The sequence below is a fragment of the Leucobacter musarum subsp. musarum genome, assembly GCF_001273845.1.
Classification (GTDB): Bacteria; Actinomycetota; Actinomycetes; order Actinomycetales; family Microbacteriaceae; genus Leucobacter; species Leucobacter musarum.
In genome coordinates, this window is the sequence record NZ_JHBW01000064.1 from 82,210 (window position 1) to 108,405 (window position 26,196).

At 66.4% G+C, this 26,196-nt stretch carries 21 protein-coding genes; 8 read left to right on the plus strand and 13 right to left on the minus strand.

Features of this window, described 5'->3' with window-relative positions:
- Positions 1-8: 8 nt before the first annotated feature.
- Both CH42_RS02405 and CH42_RS02410 read right to left on the minus strand, forming a co-directional pair.
- Entirely contained in the window at positions 9-1,502 is a 1,494-nt protein-coding gene (locus tag CH42_RS02405) for a rhamnulokinase (protein WP_053351619.1), read from the minus strand.
- Positions 1,499-3,541, minus strand: coding sequence for a bifunctional rhamnulose-1-phosphate aldolase/short-chain dehydrogenase (locus CH42_RS02410; protein ID WP_053351620.1), 2,043 nt, complete (start codon positions 3,539-3,541; stop codon positions 1,499-1,501). Before CH42_RS02410 ends, CH42_RS02405 begins: the two co-directional genes overlap by 4 nt.
- 142 nt (positions 3,542-3,683) lie before the next feature.
- On the opposite strand from CH42_RS02410, the gene CH42_RS02415 reads away from it, so the two are divergent.
- The gene (locus CH42_RS02415) at positions 3,684-4,445 is read left to right on the plus strand and encodes a DeoR/GlpR family DNA-binding transcription regulator (protein ID WP_053351621.1); all 762 of its coding nucleotides are present in this window, start codon (positions 3,684-3,686) and stop codon (positions 4,443-4,445) included.
- A 145-nt stretch (positions 4,446-4,590) separates the two neighbouring features.
- Here the strand turns inward: CH42_RS02415 and rhaI are convergent, their stop codons facing one another.
- The 6 genes from rhaI to CH42_RS02445 form a co-directional block, all read right to left on the minus strand.
- Positions 4,591-5,760: an L-rhamnose isomerase gene (gene rhaI, locus CH42_RS02420; protein ID WP_053351622.1), complete on the minus strand. Its 1,170-nt coding sequence runs from the start codon at positions 5,758-5,760 to the stop codon at positions 4,591-4,593.
- 27 nt (positions 5,761-5,787) lie between these two features.
- A complete protein-coding gene (locus CH42_RS02425) occupies positions 5,788-6,141 on the minus strand; it encodes an L-rhamnose mutarotase (RefSeq protein ID WP_053351623.1) in 354 nt (117 codons plus the stop codon).
- Between the two features lie 145 nt (positions 6,142-6,286).
- On the minus strand, positions 6,287-7,336 hold the full coding sequence (gene rhaS, locus CH42_RS02430; RefSeq protein ID WP_053351624.1) for a rhamnose ABC transporter substrate-binding protein: 1,050 nt from the start codon (positions 7,334-7,336) through the stop codon (positions 6,287-6,289).
- Positions 7,337-7,404: 68 nt separating this feature from the next.
- Complete coding sequence (locus CH42_RS02435; protein ID WP_053351625.1) at positions 7,405-8,472, minus strand: ABC transporter permease; 1,068 nt, start codon at positions 8,470-8,472, stop codon at positions 7,405-7,407.
- Positions 8,469-9,500: an ABC transporter permease gene (locus tag CH42_RS02440; RefSeq protein WP_053351626.1), complete on the minus strand. Its 1,032-nt coding sequence runs from the start codon at positions 9,498-9,500 to the stop codon at positions 8,469-8,471. Before CH42_RS02440 ends, CH42_RS02435 begins: the two co-directional genes overlap by 4 nt.
- The gene (locus CH42_RS02445; RefSeq protein ID WP_053351627.1) at positions 9,497-11,026 is read right to left on the minus strand and encodes a sugar ABC transporter ATP-binding protein; all 1,530 of its coding nucleotides are present in this window, start codon (positions 11,024-11,026) and stop codon (positions 9,497-9,499) included. The genes CH42_RS02440 and CH42_RS02445 overlap by 4 nt, the downstream gene beginning before the upstream one ends.
- A gap of 250 nt (positions 11,027-11,276) precedes the next feature.
- Here CH42_RS02445 and CH42_RS02450 point away from each other — a divergent pair, with 250 nt between their 5' ends.
- The gene (locus tag CH42_RS02450; RefSeq protein WP_053351628.1) at positions 11,277-12,299 is read left to right on the plus strand and encodes a LacI family DNA-binding transcriptional regulator; all 1,023 of its coding nucleotides are present in this window, start codon (positions 11,277-11,279) and stop codon (positions 12,297-12,299) included.
- 30 nt (positions 12,300-12,329) lie between these two features.
- On the opposite strand, the gene CH42_RS02455 is transcribed toward CH42_RS02450, so the two are convergent.
- The 3 genes from CH42_RS02455 to CH42_RS02465 all read right to left on the minus strand — a co-directional run bounded on the left by CH42_RS02455 (position 12,330) and on the right by CH42_RS02465 (position 14,759).
- On the minus strand, positions 12,330-12,692 hold the full coding sequence (locus tag CH42_RS02455) for a DUF3817 domain-containing protein (RefSeq protein WP_053351715.1): 363 nt from the start codon (positions 12,690-12,692) through the stop codon (positions 12,330-12,332).
- Between the two features lie 70 nt (positions 12,693-12,762).
- Positions 12,763-13,476: a response regulator gene (locus tag CH42_RS02460; protein WP_053351629.1), complete on the minus strand. Its 714-nt coding sequence runs from the start codon at positions 13,474-13,476 to the stop codon at positions 12,763-12,765.
- The gene (locus tag CH42_RS02465; RefSeq protein WP_053351630.1) at positions 13,473-14,759 is read right to left on the minus strand and encodes a sensor histidine kinase; all 1,287 of its coding nucleotides are present in this window, start codon (positions 14,757-14,759) and stop codon (positions 13,473-13,475) included. Before CH42_RS02465 ends, CH42_RS02460 begins: the two co-directional genes overlap by 4 nt.
- 149 nt (positions 14,760-14,908) lie before the next feature.
- On the opposite strand from CH42_RS02465, the gene CH42_RS02470 reads away from it, so the two are divergent.
- From CH42_RS02470 to CH42_RS02490, 5 genes are all read left to right on the plus strand, one after another.
- Positions 14,909-15,814, plus strand: a complete 906-nt coding sequence (locus CH42_RS02470; RefSeq protein WP_053351716.1) for an ABC transporter ATP-binding protein — start codon at positions 14,909-14,911, stop codon at positions 15,812-15,814.
- Positions 15,811-16,953: an ABC transporter permease gene (locus tag CH42_RS02475; RefSeq protein WP_053351631.1), complete on the plus strand. Its 1,143-nt coding sequence runs from the start codon at positions 15,811-15,813 to the stop codon at positions 16,951-16,953. Before CH42_RS02470 ends, CH42_RS02475 begins: the two co-directional genes overlap by 4 nt.
- 82 nt (positions 16,954-17,035) lie before the next feature.
- Complete coding sequence (locus CH42_RS02480; protein WP_053351632.1) at positions 17,036-17,431, plus strand: cytidine deaminase; 396 nt, start codon at positions 17,036-17,038, stop codon at positions 17,429-17,431.
- A 97-nt stretch (positions 17,432-17,528) separates the two neighbouring features.
- A complete protein-coding gene (locus tag CH42_RS02485) occupies positions 17,529-19,010 on the plus strand; it encodes a DHA2 family efflux MFS transporter permease subunit (protein ID WP_275575608.1) in 1,482 nt (493 codons plus the stop codon).
- 58 nt (positions 19,011-19,068) lie between these two features.
- A complete protein-coding gene (locus CH42_RS02490; RefSeq protein ID WP_053351633.1) occupies positions 19,069-19,368 on the plus strand; it encodes an MTH1187 family thiamine-binding protein in 300 nt (99 codons plus the stop codon).
- A 248-nt stretch (positions 19,369-19,616) separates the two neighbouring features.
- On the opposite strand, the gene CH42_RS02495 is transcribed toward CH42_RS02490, so the two are convergent.
- Entirely contained in the window at positions 19,617-22,886 is a 3,270-nt protein-coding gene (locus CH42_RS02495; protein ID WP_162231055.1) for a glycosyl hydrolase, read from the minus strand.
- Between the two features lie 256 nt (positions 22,887-23,142).
- Positions 23,143-23,763 (minus strand): TetR/AcrR family transcriptional regulator, encoded by a 621-nt coding sequence (locus tag CH42_RS02500; protein WP_075205208.1) that lies wholly within the window; start codon positions 23,761-23,763, stop codon positions 23,143-23,145.
- 192 nt (positions 23,764-23,955) lie between these two features.
- On the opposite strand from CH42_RS02500, the gene CH42_RS02505 reads away from it, so the two are divergent.
- Positions 23,956-26,193 (plus strand): MMPL family transporter, encoded by a 2,238-nt coding sequence (locus CH42_RS02505; protein WP_075205209.1) that lies wholly within the window; start codon positions 23,956-23,958, stop codon positions 26,191-26,193.
- Positions 26,194-26,196 lie beyond the last annotated feature (3 nt).

A 26,196-nucleotide genomic window follows, 5' to 3' on the forward strand; every position in this document is an offset into this window, starting at 1 on the left:
TTGAAACCTTACGAAGAACTCGGGATGTAACGGATGGGAGCGGTGGATCGAGCTACGACGGCGCGCAGCTCGGCGAGACCGGGTGCGATGAGCCCAAGCGCCTGCGCCTGAATGAGCAGGTTGCCCATTGCGGTCGCCTCGACGGGGCCGGCGAGCACCTCGAGACCGGATCGATCTGCGAGGCGCTGGCAGAGCAGTGTGTTCTGGGACCCGCCGCCGACGACGTGAATCACCGATACCTCGCGATCGGCGAGGCGGCTCGCGGTGGTGACCGCATCGGCGAATGCCACCGCAAGGCTCTCGGTGATGGAGCGCAGGATCTCGGCTCGGCCTTCGGGTGCGCGTTCGCCTCGCTCCGTGAACCAGCCCACAATGCGCTCGGGGAGGTCTCCGGGCGGGAAGAACCGAGCGTCGTTCGCATCGAACACCGGCGCGGGGCCGGTGAGCGTTGCGGCCTCGGCAAGAAGCTCTCCGAGTAGACTCGAACGCTGAGCGTCGGTCGCGCCAGGCTCCCAGGAGCGGAGCGACTCGGAGAAGAGCCAGGTGCCCATCACGTTGTGCAGGAATCGCGTGGTGCCTTCGAGCCCGCCTTCGTTGGTGAAGTTGGCCTCTCGAGCTTCGTCGGTGAGCACTGGAGCATCGAGCTCCAAGCCCACGAGACCCCAGGTGCCGCACGAGATGTACGCGAAGTCTGGGCGAGTGGCTGGCACGGCGGCGACTGCTGAAGCGGTGTCGTGCGATGCGACCGAAACGACGTCGAATGACCGGCCGATCACCCGGGCGGCTTCCTCTGTGATCTGACCGAGTCGCTCACCGGCTTCGATGAGCGGAGGCAGGATGCGTGCGGGAATGCCGGCGGCCTCCGCCAACTCGAGATCCCATTCGCGGGTGCGCGGGTCGAGCAGGCCAGTCGTCGACGCGTTGCTCCGCTCGGCAGCTTCGACGCCGGTCAGCCAATAGTTGAAGAGATCGGGTACGAGGAGCGCGCGTTCTGCGACCTCCAGGAGCCCGTCTTCTGCCGCCAACTGGAAGATCGTGTTGAAGGTGAGGTGCTGCAGCCCGTTGCGTGCATAGAGCTCGTCGGCGGGTACGCGGGCATGCACGGCGGCGACGCCGAGGTCGCAACGCGCGTCGCGGTAGTGGAATGGGATGCCCAGGAGCCGACCGTGGCGCAGCAGTCCGTAGTCGACTGCCCAGGAATCCACGCCCACGGACGCGATCTCACCGGGAGCGCTGCGCTCGGCGGCGGCCAGACCCTGGAGTGCCTGGCGGTAGAGCTCGAGAAAATTCCAGTGCAGACCGTCAGGCGTGCGCACGGGGTCGTTCGCAAATCGTGCAATGTGCTGCGTGTGCAGTTCGGCACCATCAGCGCCTTGCACGATTCGCCCGACGATGACGCGCCCACTGGTCGCCCCGAGGTCGACGGCCGCGACAGCGGTGCCGGCGGTCGAACCGCTGGCACCGCTTGCGTTGACCGTCGAGTCAGAAGCCGGAGTAGTCATCGCAGGAACGCCGCCGCGACGCCGGAGTCGACCGGAATGTGGAGGCCGGTGGTGCGAGTCAGCTCGGGCCCGGTGAGCACGTACACGGCGTCGGCCACGTTCTCGGGGACGACCTCTCGCTTGAGGATCGTGCGGTTCGCATAGAACTGGCCGAGATCTTCTTCCTTGACGCCGTAGGTCGCGGCGCGGTTGGCGCCCCAGCCGGCGGCGAAGATGCCCGACCCGCGCACCACGCCGTCAGGGTTGATGCCGTTGACGCGGATGCCGTGTTCGCCGAGCTCGACGGCCAGCAGTCGCACCTGGTGCGCCTGGTCGGCCTTCGTCGCCGAGTAGGCGATGTTGTTGGGGCCCGCGAAGACGCTGTTCTTCGACGAGATGTAGATGACATCTCCGCCGAGGCCCTGGGCGATCATGGCGCGTGCCGCAGCCTGCGAGACGAGGAAGGAACCCTTTGCCATGACGTCGTGCTGCAGGTTCCAGTCGGCCTCGGTGGTGTCGAGGAGCGACTTCGAGAGCGACAGGCCCGCATTGTTCACGATGAGGTCGATGCCGCCGAAGGCGAGCACTGCGGCGTCGATGGCGCCCTGCACGGCTGCCGCGTCCGCGACATTCGCGGCGACGCCGATCGCGACGTCGGTGCCGCCGAGCTCTGCGGCTGCGGCCTGCGCCTTCTCGAGGTCGAGGTCGGCGACGACGACGCAGGCGCCTTCGGCCGCGAGGCGCGTTGCGATGGCCTTGCCGATGCCCGATGCCGCGCCGGTTACGAACGCGATGCGTCCCTGGTGCGACTTCGGCTTCGGCAAGCGCTGCAGCTTCGCCTCTTCGAGCGCCCAGTACTCGATGCGGAACTTCTCGGCATCGCTGATCGGGGAGTAGGTCGAGAGCGCCTCGGCGCCGCGCATGACGTTGATCGCGTTGACGTAGAACTCACCGGCCACGCGTGCGGTCTGCTTGTTCGCGCCGTAGCTGAACATGCCGACTCCGGGGATGAGCACGATGAGCGGGTCGGCGCCACGCATGGCCGGGCTCGCGTCGTCGGCGTGCGCTTCGTAGTACGCACGGTAGTCGTCGCGGTACGCCGCGTGCAGCTCCTGGAGACGCGCGATCTGCTCGTCGATCGTTGCCGACGTCGGCAGATCGAGTACGAGCGGCTTCACCTTGGTGCGCAGGAAGTGGTCGGGGCAGCTGGTGCCGAGTGCGGCGAGGGGGGCGAGCTTCTCGCGCGACAGGAAGTCGAGCACCGCGTCGGCGTCGGTGAAATGACCCACCATGGGCTTGTCGGTGCTGGCGATGCCGCGCACGACGGGGGCGAGGCGCGCGGCACGCTCGCGACGCTCAGCCTCGGGCAGGGGCTCGAAGCCGGATACGACGGCGCCGAACGGCTCAGGAGCACCATGCTCGGCGATGTACGCCGCAGCGGTGTCGATGATCCAGAGTGAATTCTGCTCGGTCTCTTCGCTCGTGTCGCCCCACGCGGTGATGCCGTGGCCGCCGAGAATGCAGCCGATCGCCGAGGGGTTGTCGGCCTTGATCGCCGCGATGTCGAGGCCGAGCTGGAAGCCGGGGCGGCGCCACGGCACCCAGACGACCTTGTCGCCGAAGATGGTGCTGGTGAGGGCTTCGCCGTCGGCGGCGGTCGCGATGGCGATGCCGGAGTCGGGGTGCAGGTGATCGACGTGCGCGGCGTCGACGAGGCCGTGCATGGCCGTGTCGATCGAGGGTGCTGCCCCGCCCTTGCCGTGCAGGCAGTAGTCGAGTGCGGCCACCATCTCGTCCTCGCGCTCGAGGCCCGGGTACACGCCGACGAGTGCGCGCAGGCGGTCGATGCGCAGCGTCGAGAGGCCGGCCTCGGTCAGCGTGCCCAGGTCGCCGCCCGACCCCTTGACCCACATGAGCTCGACGTCGTCGCCGGTCACGGGATCTTTCGTGAATCCCTTGGCCGAGGTGTTGCCGCCGGCGAAGTTCGTATTCTTCTTATCGGCGCCCAGTCGGTTCGAGCGGGCGATGAGTGCCTGGGCGGTGGGATCGGTGTGCGTCATTGGCGGCCTTTCGAGATCCGATGGGTACGAGTCAACCATAGGCACTTGAGCTTTCGAAAACAAGTACAACTGATTCCGTTTGAAAGGAGATGCGTTTCGAAACTCGCACTCGGGGTGCTGGATCGCGGTATCATCAACAACTATGACCCCACCGGCAGATCAACGCGATGAGCGCATTCTCGACCTTCTCGAGGGCCGCGAACAGGTGCCGGTCGTCGAACTCGCCGAACAGGTCGGGGTTTCGGAAGTCACGATTCGGAAAGATCTCGAACGATTGGTGCGCAGCGCGCTGATCGAGCGCGTGCGCGGGGGCGCCCGGTTGCGCACCGGCGAAGAGGGGCCGCTGGCCGAGCGCCTGGGGCAGCGCGTGACCGCCAAACGCGCGGTGGCCCGTCGCGCGGCCGAGCTGGTCGAACGCGAAGCGGTGATCGCGATCGACTCGTCATCGACGGGTTACTACCTCGCGCTGGAGCTCGCCGAGCGGGCGGATGCGACGGTGGTGACGAATTCACTGCGTGTGGCGAGCCAGCTCGCCGAGCGCTCCGGCCCGGCGGTCGTGATGCTCGGCGGCACGGTGCGACGCACCTCATTCTCGACGGTCGGCTTTCCGCCCGAACTGCTGCGCGGCTACGGCACTATCGACATGGCGTTTCTCGGGGTCTCGGCGCTCTCGCCCGAGCAGGGGCTGCTCGAGCGCTCGTTCTCCGAGGCGGAAACAAAACGGGCGATCGCATTGGCGGCGAACCGCGTCGTCGGGCTGTTCGACTCTTCGAAGGCGTCAGGGTTCGGTCAGCACAGCGTGGTTCCCGCCTCGGCGGTCGATCGCCTCATTACCGATGACGAATTCAGTGAGGCAGACGCCGCGCCCTGGCGCGCACTCGGCGTCGACGTCGATCGCGTCTAGCGGCCACATCGCGCTGATCGCTTGCTGAGCGCCTGCGCCCCGCTGCCCCCACCCAGTGCGATCGGGGTAACTTCGGACCAGTGTGACACGGCGATTCCGCCCCAACACCGGTCCGAAGTTACCCCGATCGCAAGGAAGTCAGCGACTACGCGCCCCAGCTGGCCTGAGCGCCGCCGACGCGGTCGGCGTTGATGCGCTGCTGGTAGCCCGATGCGGCGTAGGCGGCCATCGGGTCGGCGGGCAGGCCGCGCGACTCGCGCCACTCGGCGAGTGCGGGGCGCACGTCGGTGTAGAACGCGTCCATGAACACGGCGTTGGCGCCGAGCACGTCGCCGGCGGCCTCAGCAGCGCCGAGGGCGTCGCGGTCGAGCAGCAGGGCGCGGGCCGTCATCTCTTGCACGTTGAGCACGGAGCGGATCTGGCCGGGGATCTTCTCTTCGACGTTGTGGCACTGGTCGAGCATGAAGGCCACGTCGGGGTTGTTGAGCCCGCCGCCGCGCACGACCTCGACGAGAATGCGGAAGAGCTGGAACGGGTCGGCCGCGCCCACGATGAGGTCATCGTCGGCGTAGAAGCGGCTGTTGAAGTCGAACGAGCCGAGCTTGCCGAGGCGCAGCAGCTGCATCACGATGAACTCGATGTTGGTGCCGGGTGCGTGGTGGCCGGTATCGAGGCAGACCATGGCCTTCTCGCCGAGCGACGACACCTGCGCGTACGAGGTGCCCCAGTCGGGAACATCGGTGTGGTAGAAAGCCGGCTCGAAGAACTTGTACTCGAGCACGAGCCGCTGGTCGGCGGAGAGGCGTGCGTAGATCTCCTGGAGCGACTCCTGGAGGCGATCCTGACGGCCGCGCATGTCGGCCTGACCCGGGTAGTTGGAGCCCTCGGCGAGCCAGATCTTGAGGTCGCGCGATCCGGTCTCGTCCATGACGTCGATGCACTTCAGGTGGTGGTCGATGGCCTTGCGGCGCACGGCGGCGTCGACGTGGGTGAGGGCGCCGAATTTGTACTCGTCGTCTTGGAACGTGTTCGAGTTGATCGTGCCGAGTTCGACCCCAAGGTCTTCCGCGTGCTTGCGTAGCACCGCGAAGTCGTCGACGAGATCCCACGGAATGTGCAGCGCGACGGCGGGCGCGAGGCCGGTGACGCGGTGCACCTCGGCGGCGTCGGCGATCTTCTCGAACGGGTCGCGCGGGGTGCCCGGCGTGCCGAAGACCTTGAATCGCGTGCCCGAGTTGCCGTAGGCCCACGACGGCACCTCGATCGCCTGCTGGGCGAGGGTCTGCTGGATTTCAGGGGTGAACAGTGAGCTCATGATCTGCGCTTTCTTTCCGGTACTGCGCTATGCGCGATTCGTGCTCGCGTGGTGGCGGGCGAGTTGGTCCTCGAGGTTGAACACCTCGGGAAGTCGGGGGGCCTCCTGGTCGGGGCGGCCGGTCGATGCGACGAAGTAGTCGGCCATCTTCGCCTCCCACGTGGCGGTGCGGGGGTCGGCTTCGAGCGCTCGCTGCGCGGCCTCGTCGTCATCGGTTTCGTAGTAGCCGATGAGCAGCCCGTCGGGGCGCAGGAAGAGCGAGTAGTTGCGGCGGCCGGCGTCGGCGATGGCCTCGAGCATGTCGGGCCAGACGGCCGCGTGGTGCTCGGCGTACTCGGCCAGGCGGTCGGGCTTGACCTGCATTTGGAAGCACACGCGCATGGGAGTCTCCGAGTCTGGTGGGGCGCGGCCTGGCCTGCGCGGGGTGGGGCGGTGGTGCGGTGGTGCGGTGCTGCGGAACTGCGTGACAGAGCGGGGTGGTGCGGGGGCGGGATCGCAACCGATCCGGCCCCCGCCCCGTGGCGGCTTAGAAGTCGAAGTCGCCGATGTTGTCTGCGTTGAAGCGGAACGGGTCGCCGAGCAGCACGACGCCGTCCTTGCCCACGGTGAAGTCGCCGAGGTCGCCGGCGGTGAAGGTGTCACCCTCCTTGCCCTCGATCTCGCCCGAGACGAGTGCGTTGGCGGCGTAGGCGGTCAGGTAGCCGAGATCCTCCGGGTTCCACAGTGCGAACTCGGTGACGGTGCCGTCTTCGACGTACTCGCGCATCTGGTTCGGGGTGCCGAGGCCGGTCACTGCGACCTTGCCCTTCGCGTCCGAGGTCGAGACGTAGCGCGCGGCTGCGGCGATGCCGACGGTGGTCGGCGAGACGATGCCCTTGAGCTCCGGGTAGGTCTGGAGCAGCGCGGCGGTCTTGTCGAACGAGGTCTGATCGTCGTCGTCGCCGTAGACGGTCTCGACGAGCTCGACGTCGGGGTGGTTGGCCTTGAGCTCTTCCTTCATGAGGTCGATCCAGGCGTTCTGGTTGGTCGCGTTCGCCGCGGCCGAGAGAATCGCGATCTGACCCTTGTCACCGATCTGCTCGGTGATCATGTCGACCTGCACCTTTGCAATGCCCTCGGCATCGGCCTGGTTGATGAACAGGTCGCGGCAGTCGGCGCTGGTGTCGGAGTCGAACGTGACCACCTTGACGTCGTTATCGCGTGCCTCGTTGATCGCGTCGCAGATGGCCTTCGGGTCGTTCGCCGAGATGGCGAGCGCGTCGACGCCCTGCTGCGTCGCGGTGTTGATGAAGCTCACCTGCGCGTCGGGGGTTGCCTCGGTGGGGCCGACCTCGTTGAAGGTGCCGCCGAAGGCCTCGACGGCTGCCTTGCCGCCCTTGCTCGACGTATCGAAGTAGGGGTTGCCGAGGTTCTTGGGCAGGAAGGTGACGCTGGCGCCGGATCCGCCCGAACCCGAGTCCGATCCGCCGTCGCCCGCGTCGCCGCCGCCGGTGGAGCAGCTCGAGAGCAGCAGCGCTGCGCTGGCTGCGAGCGCGAGAACCGCGCCCGCCTTCTTCTTATTCTTCGTGAACCACATCGTTCGGTGTTTCCTTTCCTGGCCCGCGAGTGCGGGGGTGTGGGTGTGGTGGGTCGTGAGAGTCAGGGTCAGGCCGTGGTGGCGGCCCGTGCGCCGGCGATCTGCAGCTTTCTGCCGGTCTTTCGCCGGTTCTTGAATGCTGCGATGACGCTGGTCGAGATCACGGCGGCGATGAGCAGCACGCCGGTGATGATGTTGATGACGTCGGAGGTGACGTTCGCGAGGCGCAGCGCGCTGCCGAGCACGCCGATGAGCAGCACGCCGGCGATGACGCCGTGCAATGCGCCGCGGCCGCCGAAGATCGAGACACCGCCGAGCAGCACTGCCGCGATGACCTGCATCTCCATGCCCGTCGCGTTGTCGCCGCGAGCGCTGCCGTATCGCAGCGTGTAGTAGATGCCGGCGAGTGCGGCAACGGCACCGCTGAGCACGAACAGCACCATCTTGGTGCGGGCGACGTCGACGCCTGAGAAGCGCGCAGCCTCGGGCGAGAGGCCGATCGCGAAGACCCCGCGACCGAACTTCGTGAAGTGCAGCAGAATTGTGAAGACAGCGGCGAGCAGCACGAAGAGCACGATGACGACGGGAATGCCGGTCGAGCCGATTTTCTCCTTGGCCAGGTCGGTCCAGAACGACGGGAAGTCGGTGACCGCGGTGGTGCCGAGCAGGCCGACCGCGATGCCGCGGTAGAGCGCCAACGTACCGATCGTCACCGCGAGCGAGGGGAGCCCGACGGCGGTGATGAGCCAGCCGTTGATGGCGCCGCCCACCGCACCGGCTGCGATGGCGAGCACGATGGTGATCCCGAACGGCACGCCCGCCTGGGTGAGCACACCGGTGAGCACGCTCGAGAGCCCGACCACACTGGCGACCGAGAGGTCGATCTCGCCGGTGACGATGATCGCGGTCATCGGCAGGGCGATGATCAGAATCGGGAACATGTCGAGCAGCAGGTAGGTCATCGTGATCTTGCTGCCGAAGTTCGGCACCAGGATCGCGGCGACGAGCACGACCACGACGAAGAGGGCGATAATCGCGCTCTCGCGGGTCAGCAGCAGGCGCTGCCAGAGGGGGCGGTCGTAGTCCGCGATGTGGCGGATGCCGGTCGTCGCGGTGGCGGTGGTGATCGCGGTCATCGCTGCGTCTCCCGTTCTTCGATGAGTTTGCGATGTTGTCTGAGCGACAGCACGCGGTCGAGCACGATGGCTCCGATGATGAGCACGCCGACGACGGCGCGCTGCCAGAAGTCGGGCACACCGAGCACGGGGAGGGCGCGGTTGATGGTCATGAGCAGGAAGGCGCCGATGGCCGCGCCCCACACCGAGCCGACACCGCCGAAGATCGCGACGCCGCCGATGACCGCTGCGCCGATGGCGTCGAGCTCCCAGCCCGAGCCCGCCTGCGAGTTGATCGTGCCGTAGCGCGCGGCATAGAGCACGCCGGCGAAGCCGGAGAGCGCGCCCGACAGCACGAATGCGACGAGAATGCGGCGGGTGACGGGCAGGCCGTAGAGGTGAGCCGCATCGGGGTCGGAGCCGATGGCGTAGCTTTCGCGACCGGCGCGCGTGTTCTTCATCCACCACGCGACCGCGATCAGCACGACGAGGGCGATGATCGTGAGTACCGGAATGGTGAAGACCTGCGCGGTGCCGAGCGCCAGGAAGCCACGGGGCATGTCGGAGGCGTTGATGCGATCAGAACCCGTCCAGAGCACGTTGATGCCGCGGAACGCGTACATCGTGCCGAGTGTGATGACGAGCGCGGGCACCTTCGCGAAGGCGACGAGTGCACCGTTGATCAAGCCGAGCAGGCCGCCGAAGACGATGGCGATCAGCACCACGACGATCGCCGGCAGGCCCGGCATGTCGATGAACAGACGACCGGTGAGGTATGCGCTGAGGCCCAAGATGGAGCCGACCGACAGGTCGACGTTGCGCGTGATGAGCACGACCGCCTGGCCGACCGCGACGAGCAGCAGCAGCGAGGGCGTGAGCCACAGGTCGCGGTAGCCGTCGGTCGAGAACAGGAAGTTCGGGTTCTTGATTGTGGCGGCCGCGACGACGAGCAGCACGGCAAGCAAGATGCTGGCCTCGCGAGCCCGGGTCAGGCGCCCGACGATCGCGCCGAAACCGACGCTCGGGGCATTCAGGGTGGTGGCGCTCATGCGTGCTGCTCCGTATCTGCGTTCGCGCTGTGCGTGGCGGCACGCATCACGTTCTCTTGCGTCGCGTCTTCGCGGTCGATCGTCGCGGTGATGCGCCCCTCGTGCATGACGACGACGCGGTCGGCCATGCCGAGCACCTCGGGCAGCTCGCTCGAGATCATCAGCACGCCCATGCCCTGGCTGGCGAGGGTCGAGAGCAGGCGGTGCACCTCAGACTTCGTGCCGACGTCGATGCCGCGGGTCGGCTCATCGATGATGAGTACGCGCGGGTCGGTGGCGAGCCACTTGCCGAGCACGACCTTCTGCTGATTGCCGCCCGACAGGGTGCCGGCGATCGTGGTGAGCGCGTTGGCCTTCACCTCGAGCTTCTCTGACCACGGGCGCGCGGCGCGGTTCTCCGCGCCGGTCGTGACGATGCCGAGCTTCGCCAGCGAATCCAAGATCACCGAGGTGGTGTTGCGGCCGACGCTCGACTCGAGCACCAGGCCCTGCTTGCGACGATCTTCGGGAACCAGTGCCAGGCCGGCGCGCATGGCGGCGGTCGGCTTGCCCTTGGCGACGTTCTTGCCCGCGACCTGCACGCTGCCGCTGCGGTACCCGTCGACCCCGAACACGGCGCGAGCGACCTCGCTGCGGCCGGCGCCGACGAGGCCGGCCAGGCCAACGATCTCACCGGAGTGCACGGTGAAGCTGATGTCGTTGAAGACGCCGGGGCTCGTGAGCCCCTCGACGACGAGCAGCGGCTCGCCGACCTCGGTCTCGAGCTTCGGGAAGAGCTCGGTGATCTCACGGCCGACCATCTCGGCGACCACGCTGTCGGGGTCGGTCTCGCTGATGGCGCGGGTCGACACGTAGCTGCCGTCGCGCATGACGGTGATGGTGTCGCAGAGCGCGAACACCTCGTCGAAGCGGTGCGAGATGAAGACGAGGGCGCGGTTCTCATCGCGCAGTGCACGGGCCACCTGGAACAGGCGATCGACCTCGACCCCCGAGAGAGCTGCTGTGGGCTCGTCCATAATGAGCACGCGGGCATCGAGCGAGATGGCCTTCGCGATCTCGATCATCTGCTGGTCGGCGATGGAGAGCCCGTCGGCCGTGCGATCCGGGTCCATGGCCACGCCGAGGCGAGCGAACAGCGATTGCACCTCGGTGCGCATGGCGGCGCGATCGATGCGGCCGAAGCGGCCGCGAGGCTGGCGGCCCATGAAGATGTTCTCGGTGACCGAGAGGTCGGGGAAGAGCGTGGGCTCCTGGTAGATCACGGCGATGCCGGCGGCCTTCGACTCGGCGGTCGACGCGAAGTCGACGGTCTCGCCGTCGAGCCGGAAGTCGCCCGAGTCGCGGCGGTACAGGCCGGCAATGATCTTCACGAGCGTCGACTTGCCGGCGCCGTTCTCGCCCACGAGGGCGTGGATTGATCCCGGGTGCAGAGCGAGCGTGCTGTCGCGCAGCGCGATCACCTGGCCGAAGGCCTTGGCAACGCCGCGCAGTTCGAGCAGCGGCTCGCCAGCGGGTGGTTTCTTCATTGAACTCACGACTTCCTGCCATTGGAAGGGCATCTCAGGGTGTTGCTGAAACGGATCGACGACCGATTGAACAATCGATCAATGAATCGTTTCAATATCAGTGAGCCTGAGTTTACGCACGGCGATCGAAATGCGTCAAGTCGAAGTCAACACGGTTTCCAAGTCGTTATTGAAGCGTTTCAATATCGTGAGCGGATCGAATAGACTCTGGCGAATACAGGACACTGACGACCGGATAGGGGACAACGCTATGGCAGCGAGTATCCGAGACGTCGCGCGTGCCGCGGGGGTGTCGGTCGGCACGGTCTCGAACGTGCTGAACCGGCCAGAGATCGTGGCCGCAGCGACCGTGGAACGCGTGACGCAGGCGATCGAAGAACTCGGCTTCGTGCGCAACGACGCCGCGCGCCAGCTGCGTGCCGGGCGCAGCACCAGTTTCGGGCTCGTGGTGCTCGATACCCGCAACCCGTTCTTCATGGACCTCGCTCACGGCGCCCAGCGCCGCGCGATCGACGACGGCTACACCGTGCTCATGGGCGGCAGTGACGACTCGAGCACGCGCGAGCACAGCATCCTCGACATGTTCGAGGAGCATCGCGTCGCCGGGGTGCTCATCTCACCCGTCGACACCGACCTCACGCAGCTCTGGAAGCTGCGGCAGGCCGGCACCCCGGTCGTGCTCGTCGACCGCGGTTCGAGTGACCGCTCCTTTTCATCGGTGTCGGTCGATGACGTTGAGGGCGGGCGCATCGCCGCGCGCCACCTGCTCTCGCTCGGGCGGCGGCGGCTCGCCTTCGTCGGCGGCCCGCTCGGCATCAAGCAGGTCTCCGATCGACTGAACGGCGCGAGATCGGTCGTCGCCGAAACCCCCGATGCCACGCTCACCGTGCACGAGACGCCGGCGTTGAGTGTCATCGAGGGGCGCCGGATCGCCGAAGAGATCGTGGCTCTGCCCCCCGAGCGCAGGCCCGACGCCGTTTTCGCGGCCAACGACCTGCTGGCGATGGGCGTGCTGCAGGCATTCGTGATGACCGGATCGCTGCGCGTACCCGAAGACATCGCACTCGTCGGCTACGACGACATCGACTTCGCCAACGCCGCCGTGGTGCCCATCACCTCGGTGCGTCAGCCGGCGATCGAGATCGGTGCGACCGCGGTCGGGCTGCTCATCAAGGAGGCCCAGGCCGGGCCCGACGCTCCGCGCGAGCAGATCGAGTTCACGCCCGAACTCGTCGTGCGCGCATCGACCGTCGGTGCGGACGCGGTGAGCTGAGGCGGGTCTGTCTGCGGTGCTGCCCCGGGCCTACGCCTGGGCCAGCGCTGCGTCTTTGAGAGCGGCGGCCTTCGCGGCGTCGTCACGACGCGTGAGGCGCCCGGTGCGGCGCAGCCAGATCTCCATCGGAATCGTCACGAGCGGCGGAACCGAAGCGGCGAGTGCGAGCAGGGCAACCCACCAGCCCCAGCGCAGCCGGATCGCGGCGACGATCGTGATGATGCCGTAGATGATGAACGCGCCGCCGTGCAGCGAACCGAAGATGGTAACGCCCATCGCGGTCGTCTCAGTCACGTACTTCAAAAACATGCCGACGAGCAGACCGGCCCAGGTGAAGGCCTCCACGAAAGCGATCCAAGCGTAGGCGCGGCCGATTCCTGTGGCTTTCGTCATGGTCGGCATCCTATCGATGCAGGATCAGCAGGTCCCGTGAAGCTGCAGCGTCGGCGGCTGCTCCCGGGTGTTACACCCGAGTGTGCGCCCAGACGACAGCCTGGATGCGGTCGCGCACCCCGAGCTTCTGTAGCAGGTTCGAGACGTGCGTCTTGATGGTGGCTTCGCCGAGGAAGAGCGCTTTGGCGATTTCAGCGTTCGAACGCCCCTCTGCGACGAGTCCGAGGACTTCGCGCTCGCGCTCCGTGAGCCCGGCCGCCTCCATCGCCGCGCTCGTGGCGTCGAGGTCAGATTCAGCATCAGGTGACGGGGCAGCCGCATCTGCGGCGGAAACGGTGCCGCCCCCCGTGCTTCGTTCTGCTGCAACGCGCTCGATGACGGCACGCGTGACGTCGGGGCCGAGCAATGCGTTGCCGGCTGCGAGCGAGTGCACCGCGTCGATCAGTTGCTCGGCGCGAGACGTCTTGAGAAGAAAGCCGCTGACTCCCGCCGCGAGGGCGTCGAAGAGGTACTGCTCGTGACCGAACGTGGTGAGCACGAGCACCGAAGGTGCGGCATCAGCGGGTGCTGCCGTGAGGATGCGTCGCGAGGCCTCGATGCCGTCGAGCACCGGCATCTCGACGTCCATGCAGATGACGTCGGGCGCGAGTTCGGCAGCGAGCTCGACGGCGATTGCGCCGTTCTCGGCTTCACCGACGACCTCGATGTCGGGCTCCGATTCGAGGATGATGCGGAAACCCGAGCGCACCAGCGCCTGGTCGTCGACGAGGAGCACGCGAATCATGCGGGCCTTTCAATCAGGGCGGATGCTGAGGAGGAAACGGGCACGCTGGCCCGCACGATGAATCCGCCGCGCTCGCGGCGGTCGGCGGTCACGGTGCCGCCGACGGCGCCAATGCGTTCGCGCATGCCGCGCAGCCCGAGCCCGGAGCCGGCAGCACGCTGGCCGAGCTCCTGGCGCACGCCGTCGTCCGAGATCTCGACCTCGGTGGCGTCGGGAGTGAACCGGAGGCGCACTTCTGCGCGGGCGCCGCGGCCGGCGTGCTTGCGCACGTTGGTCAGTGCCTCCTGCACCACCCGGTACAGGGCAACGTCGACGAGCATCGGTACCGGGCGCGGTTCTCCGGCGACGATGAGTGTTGCCGGGGTGCCCGAGCTCTGTGATTCGGAGACCAGCGTCGAGAGATGAGCGACACCGATGGTGGTCGGGGCCGAGGCGTCGCCGCCCGGGTCGCGCAGTGTGCCGAGCAGTGCGCGCAACTCGGCGACAGCGTTACTGGCGCTCTCTTCGACGACTTCGAGTGCGGCAACCGCGCGTTCGGGGTCGCGCGCGATGCTGCGTCTGGCCGCAGCGGCTTGAATGCCCATGACCGATACGTGATGCGCAACGACGTCGTGCAGTTCGCGCGCGATGGCGATGCGATCAAGAGCGACCGCCTGCGCCGCGCTCGTCTGCCGCTCGAGTTCGAGCTCGCGCCCCTGCGCCTCAAGCAGCGCCTGTGCACGCGCCGCGTTCCAGGATCGCTCGCCGAAGAAATAGGCGCCGCCGAAGTACAGGAGGTTGGTGATGATCTGAATGACGGCGTACGTCGCGTACGCCGAGAAGATGCCCGAGCGAGATATACCCGGAAACGCATCCTCTTGCGATGACGCGATGATGAGCGTGATCACGAGCCACACGATCATGATCACGCCGATGCCGACGCGTGACCACACGGCGAGCGCGCGACGCCGCTCCCAGGCGCCCACCGTGTACATCGCACAGAACAAGCTGATGTTGACGATGAGTACCTCGGGTACACCGAACTGCCCGCACACGAAGAAGCCGATGGCCACCACGATGGCGACGGGCACGGGGTACCTGCGGCGCACCGCGAGCGGCAGTGTGGCGAGGCCCAGGCCGATGACCCAGACCCAACCGGGCGCCGGATTCTCATACATGCCGGTGCGCGCATACAGGAGCGCCGTGGTGGCGGACGCGAAGGCGAGGAGCACCGCGAGCCCGATATCGGCGCGCAGCGCGCGACGATCGGGCGCGGGGCGACTCCAGGCGGCGTGTGGCTGCATGACTCCAGCGTAGGGGGAGCTGCCGACATCGGGCATCCGCCCTGAGGGGGAGCACTGGCGGGGCCGGGCGATCCCGCAGTCATTCGCTCGGGGGAAGCGCAATGTCGACGGCACCCGCCAAGCTGGAGGCAACGACAGAAGGGATCGAGATGATCGACATCGCAGGCGTCTCCCGCAGCTTCGGCGACCGACGCGTGCTCGACGACGTGAGCTTCACGGTCGAGGGCGGTCGCATGACCGGCTTCGTCGGGGGCAACGGCGCGGGCAAGACCACCACCATGCGCATCATTCTCGGGGTGCTGTCGGCCGACGCCGGCACGGTGAGCCTCGACGGGTCGCCGCTCACTCCAGCAGATCGGGCGCGCTTCGGCTACATGCCCGAAGAGCGCGGGCTCTACCCCAAGATGCAGGTGCTCGAACAACTCGTGTACCTCGGCAGGCTCCATGGCCTCAGCGCGTCAGATGCGAAGGCGTCGGCGACCGAGCTCATCGAACGGCTCGGCCTCGGCGAGCGCGCAACCGACACGCTTGAAAGCCTCTCGCTCGGCAACCAGCAGCGCGCGCAGATCGCCGCCGCCCTCGTGCACCGCCCGTCGGCGCTGGTGCTCGACGAACCGTTCTCGGGGCTCGACCCGATGGCGGTTGAGGTTGTGCTCGGCGTGCTGCGCGACTATGCCGCGCAGGGCGTGCCCGTACTCTTCTCCTCGCATCAGCTCGACATCGTCGAACGCCTCTGCGACGACGTGGTCGTGATCGGCGGGGGCAAGATCCTCGCCTCGGGGTCACGTGAAGGGCTGCGTGCGCAGCACTCCGGCAGCAGCTTCGAGCTCGAGGTCGTCGGCACCGGAGCCGACGCCGGGTGGGTGCGCGAGCAGACCGGCATCACGGTGACGCATCTCGACGGCGGGTTCGCGCGCTTCGACGCAATCGACGAGCACGCCGCTCAGGGCGTGCTGACCGCCGCCGTGCAGCAGGCGCAGCCCGGCGTGACGGTGCGCCGATTCGCCCCCATCACCCCGTCTCTGGCCCAGATCTTCAAGGAGGTCGTGCGATGAACGCCCCCACACCCGCTGCGACGCAGTCGTCGCGATCCACGTCACGCCCAGTGAGCGGCGCCCAGGGCGCCTGGCTCGTCGCCGAGCGTGAGATCACCACGAAACTGCGCAGCAAGGCCTTCCTCATCTCGACGGTGATACTGCTGCTGCTCGTGCTCGGCTCGGTGCTCTTCAGCGGCTTCATGGCGAAGAACGGCGGGTTCGCCAGTGATACCTCAGTGGCGGTGGTCGGCGAGGCCGCTGCGACGGTCGATCCGCTCGACGGCAACGGCTTCGAGGTCACCGAGGTGGCGGATCGCGCGGCCGCCGAACAGGCCGTGCGCGATGGCGAGGTCGACGCCGCGGTGGTGCCGGGCGGCGATACCCCGGTGGGCCTCACCATTCTCGCGAACGACAGCCCTCCGACCGGGCTGCTGCAGGCGCTCTCGGCATCGCCGACGGTCGAGCTGCTCGAGCCGACGAGTGAGAATCCCTTCCTGGCCTACATCATTGCGATCGCCTTCGGCGTCGTCTTCATGATGAGTGCGATCACCTTCGGCACGACGATCGCGCAGAGCGTGGTCGAAGAAAAGCAGACGCGCATCGTCGAGATTCTGCTCGCCACTGTCTCAGCCCGCACCATGCTCGCGGGCAAGATTCTCGGCAACAGCATTCTCGCGCTCGCCCAGGTCGTCGCGATCGCGGCGCTGGCCTCCGTGGGCATGCTCGCGACCGGGCAAGACCTGCTGCTGGGTGAACTCGGCACGGCACTGATCTGGTTCGGCATCCTGTTCGCGTTCGGGTTCGTGCTGCTCGCCGCGATGTACGCCGCACTCGCCGCCCTGGTCTCGCGTCAGGAAGACATCGGCTCGGTGACCAGCCCCGTCATGATGCTGGTGATGCTTCCGTACATCGGCGTCATCGTGTTCTACGACAACCCGACCGTGCTCGCGATCATGAGCTACCTGCCCTTCTCGGCCCCGGTCGGCATGCCCATGCGCCTCTACCTCGGCACCGCCGAATGGTGGGAGCCGATCGCATCGCTCGGCATCCTCGCCGTGTCGATCGCGATCGTCATCTCGATCGGGTCGCGCATCTACAGCAACTCGATTCTGCGCACCGGTGCCCGGGTGAAGCTGGGCGACGCGCTCAAGGGCTAACGGGCGAACCTGCGAGACTGCGGGCCCGGGGCGCTGTCGCGCTCCGGGCCCGCAGTGCGATGTGCGCCGATACGCTGGTCGCATGGCACCCGAGATCGACTGGACCGCGCTGCAGCAGGCGGCACTCGCCGCTGCGGAGCACGCGTACGCACCCTACTCCGGCTACTCCGTCGGGTGCGCCGCGCTGGTCGACGACGGCCGGGTGATCACCGGCTGCAACGTCGAGAACGCCAGCTACGGGGTGACGCTCTGCGCCGAGTGCGCGATGGTCGGCCAGTTGCATCTCGGTGGAGGCGGGCGCCTCGTCGCGTTCACCTGCGTCGGCAACGGTGAGGTCATTACCCCGTGCGGGCGCTGCCGCCAGGTGCTTTCGGAGGCCTCAGCTCCCGGCATGCTGCTGCAGACTCCCGCGGGGCTCGCCACCATCGAGCAGATGCTGCCCGAGGGGTTTGGCCCGGCAGCGCTCGCGACCCCCTAGCAATGTCGGCGCCCAGGAGTAGTCTGCTCGGGTGAGTTCCGAACACCCCTCCGCCAGTCAGCCCGCTCCCGGCACCACCCCGGCGCCCAAACCCGACATTCGACCCTGGCCGGCACTCTGGTCACTGGTGCTGGGCTTCTTCATGATCCTGGTCGACACGACGATCGTGTCGGTGGCGAACCCGTCAATCATGGAAGGGCTCGAGACCACCATGGTCGCGACGCTGTGGGCGACGAGCGCGTACCTGCTCGCGTACGCCGTGCCGCTGCTCATCACCGGGCGACTCGGCGACCGCTTCGGCCCGCGCCGCATCTACCTGTTCGGGCTCACCATCTTCACGCTGTCGTCGCTCGCGTGCGGGCTCTCGGGCACCATCGAGGCGCTCATCATCGCCCGCGTGTTCCAGGGCCTCGGCGCCGCCCTCATGACGCCGCAGACGATGGCCGTGATCACCCGTATCTTCGCGCCGCGCGAGCGCGGTTCGGCGATGGCCGTCTGGGGCATCACCGCCGGCGTGGCGACGCTCGTCGGCCCGATCTTGGGCGGCGTGCTGCTCGACGGCTTCGGCTGGGAGTGGATTTTCTTCATCAACGTGCCGGTCGGCATCATCGGGTTCGTGCTCGCGATGCGCTTCGTGCCGCAGCTTGAGACCCACGCGCACCGCTTCGACTGGGTCGGCGTGCTGCTGAGTGCCGCGGGCATGTTCATGCTGGTCTTCGGCATTCAAGAGGGCGAGAGCTACGACTGGGGTCAGATCTGGGGCCCGATCTCGGTGTGGAGCCTGATCGTGCTGGGCGTTGTGGTGCTGGCGCTCTTCGTGATCTGGCAGCGGGTGCAGCGCGGCGAACCACTGTTGCCGCTCGAAATCTTCCGCGACCGCAACTTCTCCGTCGGCTCCTCCGCCATCACGATGGTCGGTCTCGCCGTCACGAGTATGGGCCTGCCGCTCATGTTCTACTATCAGCTCGTGCGCGGCCTGACGCCGACGCAGTCGGCCCTGATGCTCGTTCCGATGGCACTGCTCTCCGCTGGTCTCGCACGGCCCATCGGCCTGCTCATCGACCGCACTGACCCCCGCCGCATAGCCACCCTCGGTCTCGTGCTCGTCGGTGCCGGCATGCTGCTCTACAGCTTCCTGCTGCAGCCCGACACCCCGCTCTGGCTCCTGCTCGTGCCGAGCGCGGTGCTCGGCATCGCGAACGCCTGCATGTGGGGCCCGCTCGCCTCGATCACGACCTTCAGCCTCGCACCCGAACTCGCCGGTGCGGGCTCGGGCGTCTACAACACGTCGCGCCAGGTCGGCGCGGTGCTCGGTTCGGCTGCGATCGCCGCGCTCATGCAGTCACGCATCTCCGCCGAACTCGGAGCTGGCGCGGCCGATGGTATGAGCGGCGGTGAGTCCTCGGGGGCCGCGGGCCAGCTGCCCGAGGCGCTGCACGCGGGCTTCGCTGCAGCGATGGGGCAGTCGCTGTACCTGCCGATCGCCGCCATTTTGCTCGGTGCCATCATCTCGCTCTGGTTCGGTCGACGCCCGCAGAAGGCGACCACCCGGCCGGTCGAGGTGCCCGCCGAAGCCTGACCTCCCGAGTCGCGAACGCCCCACCTGCATCACCCCGCCCCGAACGAACGGATCCTTCATGATTCTCGCCTTCTCCGTCGCCCCGTCGGGCACCGGCAACGCCTCCGTCTCAGATGCCGTCGCCGAGGCGGTGAAGATCGTGCGCGCCTCGGGGCTGCCGCACCGCACGTCGTCGATGTTCACCGAGATCGAGGGTGAGTGGGATGAGGTCTTCGACGTCGTGAAGCGCGCGACCGAGGCGGTGCTGCCCTTCGGGTCGCGGGTGTCGCTCGTGATGAAAGCCGACATCCGCCCCGGGTTCGAGGGTGAGCTTGACGGGAAGTTGGAGCGGTTGGAGGCGGCGATCGAGGGCAAGTAAGTGAGTGCAGCCAGCGGTCGCAATGCCCGTGATCGGTCTGGCATCCGCTTTAAGGTTTTGCCACGGCGACGCGGGACCCTTGGCTGAGTGTTTGATCGGGCCTGTTGCGACGTCGATGAGTAGCGAGGTTGGCACTGTGTGCCGGCCTAATGAAGCGTAGCGGCTTCGCTCCGCTGCTGTAAGTGAGTGCTGGCGTGGTCGCGACCTCACGTGCGCGACCACACCAGACAGGTCTACTCCGTCGATGTTCAGCGACGGCGGCGCATCAGCGCAAAGCCCCCACCCGCGAGCAGTAGCAGCGCGACCAATGCGGCACCCCACAACGGGGCTCCGCCAGTCTGGCTCAACTTCCCATTGGGTCGTTCTGAGGCCGTCGGTGCGCCCTCCGAACTGTCGGAACCGGCGGCACCGTCAGCGTCCGCAGTACCCGCGCCACCCGCATCGGCTTCTGCGGCCGCAGAGGAATCAGCGTCTGCCGCGACCCCTGCGTCCGCATCCGCATCCGCATCGACCTCGGCCTCATCGTCACCCGGGGCCAGCGGCTGCACATCGAGATACGCTGAGACCACGAGCGGCCCGGTCATTCCGTATATCTGGCGCTCGAGGCCCGAGCCTCCGACCTGGGCCGGAGACTGGCTGGCAACCGCGTTACGCAGGGTGGTCGCGATGGAAACCTCGATCTCATTGTCGCCGGCCTGCACGGCGGGGCCAAGATCGACCGTTGTGTCGATCTGGCTGACGGGCAACTCCATCCCGTTGACCGTGACCGCGTAGGTGTGAGCCTGCGGTCCGAGCTGCAAGATGAGACCGGCGGCGTTACTCCAGTCTTCGGGCAGTGAGAACGATGATCGGTAGTGGCCGATGCCCGAAGTGTCGGGATACCCCAGGGCGTCCCAAGTCGGGAAACTGCCGTCTTCGTTCGGCGTGATCGTGAGCGGTTTAAGTGCGATCTTGTCGGTCGTGAATCCGGTCGCCGGTCGTTGCCACGATTCGATCTCCAAGGTCCACGGTGCGAACTCGGGTGCGACCGGCACATTGGTCACCTCCGCTGCGAGTTCGACGCCACCCGCAGTCGTGGCGGTGACCGTGCCCGGCTCGGTGACGCGCACACGAACGGCATCCTCGGTCGTCACGAGCGGTGCCGAAGCCGCGACGATCGGATCGGCTGGTGCAGGTGCGAACCCCAGGCCTTCAGGGTCTGCGGTGACCGCGAAGATGCCCGTCTCGCCCGGCTGCAGGTTCACCGGAACAGTGACGGCGCCGTCTCCACGGATTGTGCCGGGCACGATGCCCGTATCGCCGCTCCAGGGGTCCATGCTGTATGCGAAACCCGTTCCGCTGAGCGAAACACTCGTCGACAGCGCGGCATCCGATGCGTTGAAGAAGAAGTAGTAATCCTCGGACGGCGAGGTGCGATGCATGATCTGCAGGCCACTCGGTTCGGCGACTTGAGCGGCAGGTGACACCCCAGTGGCCGACAGTGCGCCCGCGAGCTCAGCGGTCGATCCGACCGATACGACACTGTCGAGCGCGGTGATCTCTGACCAGACGGCTGCGAGCTTTGCGTCTTCATTGGTCGCGCCAGTTGTATTGACGGCGCGTGAAGGCTGCTCGCCGACGAGGATCACTGGCAGGCCAGCCTGCGCGTACCCGAGTACTCGTTCTGCCGAGGCTACCGAGAATGTCTGCTGGTTCTGGATCACGAGCGCGCGGTATCCCGGACCGTCGGCGGCCAGTACACCGCCTGTTACGCCCTGTGCGCTCAGATCGGAGCTGCTCAAGTAGCCCCAACTGTATCCAGCGCCGGCGAGAGCCGGTTCGGAGAGGGGTCCGTCTCCCATCGCGTTGACGTCGTCGGCGTACACTGCGAAGTCTGTGGAAAGTGCGCCCTGTCGCAGTACGTATTGGCTGCGGCCGAGATACTCGTTGATTGCCGTCTGATGCCCCCACGAGGGCTGGCGGGTATCCCACGGTTCGGCGATCCCTGTGACCGGAATGAACGGTGACCAGCCAGGCCATTCGTTCTGCCCAAAGATGAACATCAAGTCCGAGACGTTCTGCTCGGGAAAACCATGGAACTCCACCAGGGTCGAGCCGGTCGACAAGGTCTGATTCACGCGGTACAGCACGTCAGACCATTGCTGACGCCACGAGCTGTTGCCGAAGTTGATGAATGCACAGCATTCGGTCGGAACGAGAGATGTCCCCTGCAATGCCGCTGCGGAAGCGACTGCGCGGGAATCCTGCGATTCAGATTCGGGGACGTCCACTGCTTGCCACGCGTCGCTCGGCGACATCGCAACCGGGCCTGAGCTGCTGTAGGTCTGGTAACGCAGGGTCATGCCGAGATCGTGTGACCACTCGCGCAACGGTGCGAGGTGGTACTCGATGAAGTTCTCGCTCATCGTCTGCTTCCAGTCTGAGCGATATCGCTCGTCGGAACCGTCGGAGAACACGAATTCGGGCGATTCGAGTGAGATCGAGGGGAGGCCAGCAACGAGTGAGTAGCCACGACGTGCTTCAAAGTCCTGCAGCAGACTCGGCGTCCAATCTGAAGCCTCGGTGAGCTCGAGAGAATCAAGCCACATGGATCCCGCGTTTTCGGCAAGGAGGGCGCGTAGCTCCTCCGTAAGTACTTCTTCGTTCCAGGTGGACATGAGAGCATCGGTGCCCTCGCGGCTATAGTGATCGACGAGGACGGTGCCGCGAACGTTCGCATCCATGCCGGCCGTCGGCTTCAGGCCGCTGCCTTGGCTGAAGTACGAAAGCACCAGCCACGTGCCGTCTTCAGGCGCTTCGGGCGCCGTCCATTCGACAGTCAGGCCGTTCCCCGCGTTGTCGGCGCTATCGCGTACGACCTGCTCAGTGAGGTCAACGACAGAATCGGCGGCGAGTGTTGTCGGGGCATCGGTGCATCCGTTCTCGCAGCGGACGGCGAGCACGCCGACGAGCTCACGTTGTTGCACGCCTGACGCGAGACTCGACAGTGGGATCTGGCCGGAGAATGTTGCGCCGGCGGCAAGGGGCTCGGAGCGGGCGCTTCCCAGCGTCTTCGCGGATCCGGGGGAGTCGGGTGTGACGCGATTTGACCCCGCTGACCAGCCCGGGGCGATCAGCGCGTCAACTTGCACGTCGTTGTCGATGCCAGCGCGCACGGCTTCGGTGAGTTTCGCGGTCCATGCCGGCGATCCAAATGCCTTGTCGGCGCCGTAATATTGAGCGAGCACGAGGTCGTTGAAGGTGACCCGACCGATTCCGTTTCTCGCTTGTGCTTCGATGTCTGCGCGCACCTGCTGAGGATCGCCTGTGCCAGCGGCGACCCAGTAGCGGTTCGAGGGGAGGTAGTCGGCGGCGGGCTGTGCGAAGCCCGCCGCGAACGTGCCTGCTGCTGGCGCGTCGTCGACGGCCGCGCTTGGTGACGGGCTCGCGATAAGCAATGAGGAGAACAATGCTGCGGAGGCGAACAGCGCACCTCCGGCTCGCCGGGTCGCGTAATTGAATCGTTTCATTTTTTTCATGCGGTAATCCCTTGGTGACTCGATCGACCGCATCGCTCGTCAGTGGGTTGCACCCGGGCTCGGAAAGCTGCGTTGAGCCTCAACTCCGCTCAGAGTGCGGGGTCACCCCGAATACTGCGGGGAAGGGGATTGGCTCACGAATGGCGCAGTTCACGCGAGGATGTGATGCATCCAACTCCTCATTGAGTGGTGGGCCGATCGTGGCCGACGTTCGGCCATCGTCAGTGTATGTAGCGCTCGCAGGGGTGTCAATGATTTACGTCATCGGTGGTGACGTAAATCTGTCGATGCGGCCACCTTTACCCTGTGGAGGCGTGATGAGCATCTGGATCGCCGGACCGTAATATCGCACGATCTGTGTGAGGGGCAATGCCTGCTCCTCAGCGAGCACCCACCACGACAGTTCGAGCCCGAGCAGTTGCGCGCCGATGAGTTCGGCTCTCAAATGGGTGTCCGAGCCGGCCAACCGAAGGGCAAGAGGGCCCACAATGTGGGTATTCATCGAATCGAGAAGGTACTCGCGCACTGCTGTCTGGCCGAGTGCTCCCATCACCGCGACCAGCTCGGACCGCGGGGCTACACCGTTGACGCCGTACAAGCGGTCAAGCATCGCGGCACCGAGCGTTGCGAGAGGGCCCGAAGTGAGCGACTCATAGCGATCGGTGACCTGTAGCGTTTCGAGAAAGAGCGCGGTCTTTGAGCCGAAGTTGCGGGACACGAGAGCGGGATCCACGCCGGCTTCCGTCGCCACGTCGCGCATGCTCGTCGCGTCAAATCCTCGCTCGAGAAAGAGACGTGCTGCTGCTGAGCGAATGAGATCGCGACTTCGACTCGAACGTGGGCGACCGCGCGGGCGCCGGGCGGGAGGAGTCGTCACGATTCAAGTATTTCGCACCTGCGGCACTTGCGGCACTTGCGGCATTGCGGTGCTGGTGCGCTGGAGGGCAACTGTCTCGCAAAGCTACTGCATCTGCAGTACATCGGTCGCTGCGCATGGAGGACGCGCTTGTCGCCGTGCGGCCGCAGGCTGGTAGCGGTGCACAATTGCGTCCGCAACGAAAGGAAATTTATGGCTCGCTGGCTCTCTCGAATCGGCCGTTCCGCGGCACGACACCGTTGGGCGACGGTGCTGACGTGGCTAGTGCTGCTCGGCACTCTTGCGGTGGTAGCGCTCTCCGGAATGAAGTTCGGAGATGGTGGATTTGATGTGCCGGGCACTCCTTCCAGCAAAGCGATGACTGTGCTCGAAGATCAGTTCCCCTCTGACGGCGATGGTGAGGGCACGCTGCAGCTCGTTGCAGAGCGGCCAGACGGTGAGATCACCGATCCGGCGACGGCCTCCAGCATCTCCGATGCCCTCGCCGCAGCGCGATCAGTAGACGGCGTGGTGTCGGTCTCAGACCCGTTCGACCCCGCGATGCCGTACATCTCAGAAGACTTAAGCACGGTTGTCGCCACGGTGAAAGTGGAGGCCGGCGCTGACCCGGATCGCATGGTTGATGACATCACCGACGTCGCCCAGCAGCTGCGAGATGTAGGTCTCAACGCAGAAGTTGGGGGGTCGCTCGGGGACGGCGTCCCAGACATTCTCGGGCCCAGCGAGGTCGTTGGTGCCGCACTTGCGTTCCTGGTGCTGCTCATCACTTTTGGCTCACTTGTTGCGGCCGGAGCGAACATGCTGAGCGCGCTAGTGGGCGTCGGCGTCGGAATTCTCGGTGTATTGGCGTTCTCCGCGATCACCCCGATCGGATCGCTGACCCCGATCCTCGCCGTCATGCTCGGCCTTGCCGTCGGCATCGACTACACGCTTTTCATCCTCGCGCGCTTCCGCACCGAACTGCGTGACGGGCGCTCCGTGCCCGATGCCATCGGCACCGCGGTCGGAACGGCCGGCTCCGCCGTCGTCTTTGCCGGAGCGACCGTTGTCATCGCGCTGACCGCTCTCACCGTGGTCGGCATCACGTTCCTCGGCGAAATGGGCCTCGCGGCGGCGTTTGCTGTCGCAGTGGCCGTGCTGATGGCGCTGACCTTCGTGCCTGCCATGCTGGCGTTCATGGGACACCGCGCACTATCGCGACGGGACCGTGCGCAGGTCGGTCAGCCTGCTGCAGAACGCTCCGGGTTCATCGGCGGCTGGGCTCGGTTCGTGACGCGACATCGCGTGGTCAGCCTGCTCGCCGGCATCGCTGTGCTCGCCGTAACCGCAGTGCCAGTGCTCTCGATGCAAACGGCGCTCAATATGCCGGGCGGAGAGGATCCGGACTCATCGCAGCGCGTGGCCTACACGCTCGTCGCCGATAAATTCGGTGTCGGAGCGCAAGATCCGCTCGTCGTGATCGCTCAGGAAGATGCGATTGCGGATCAGGTACCGACGCTCCTGACCGAACTGGGAGAAGTAGACAACGTTGCCATGGTGGTGCCCGCTGCCGTGTCCAGCGACGGCACCGTCGCAATGCTGACGGTGATATCGAAGTACGGCCCACTCGACGAACGAACCTCTGACATCGTGCACGATATTCGAGCCCTCAGCGACCCGGATGACGGCGCCGAACTCCTCGTCACCGGCGGCACCGCGATCGGTCTCGACTCGAACGAGCAACTGCAGTCAGCGCTGCTTCTGTACATCGCGATCATTGTCGGGCTGTCACTCGTTCTCATGATCATTCTGTTCCGTTCGCTCCTGATTCCGCTGATCGCAACGATCGGGTTTCTCCTCTCACTGGGCGCCGGGCTGGGAGCGACGGTCGCCGTCTTCCAATGGGAATGGCTTGATGCGATCGTGCCATCGCCGCAGGGGAATCCTCTGCTGAGCCTGCTGCCCATCGTGGTGACGGGCATCCTCTTCGGCCTCGCAATGGACTATCAGGTCTTCCTGGTGTCTCGCATGCACGAAGCGCACACTCGCGGACTCGCTCCGATCGATGCGATCCGCACTGGATTCCACCACTCCGCGATCATCGTGGTTGCCGCCGCGGCAATCATGGCGGCCGTGTTCGGAGGGTTCGCGATGAGCCACTCATCGCTCGTCGGGTCGATAGCCTTCGCGCTGACCATCGGTGTGATTGCTGATGCCTTCGTCGTGCGAATGGTGCTCGTGCCGGCGGCGCTTTCGCTGCTCGGCCGTGCCGCATGGTGGATGCCACGTTGGCTCGACCGGCTCTTGCCGACGATTGATGTCGAAGGCGCAAACCTTGATACCGACTCTTCGGCCACTGCGCAGGCCGGAGGCATGCATATCGACCACCGTGAGACCGATGTTCCTCGTCCCGTCTCCGCGCGAGACGCGGTGGGGGCAGGCCGGAACTAAAGG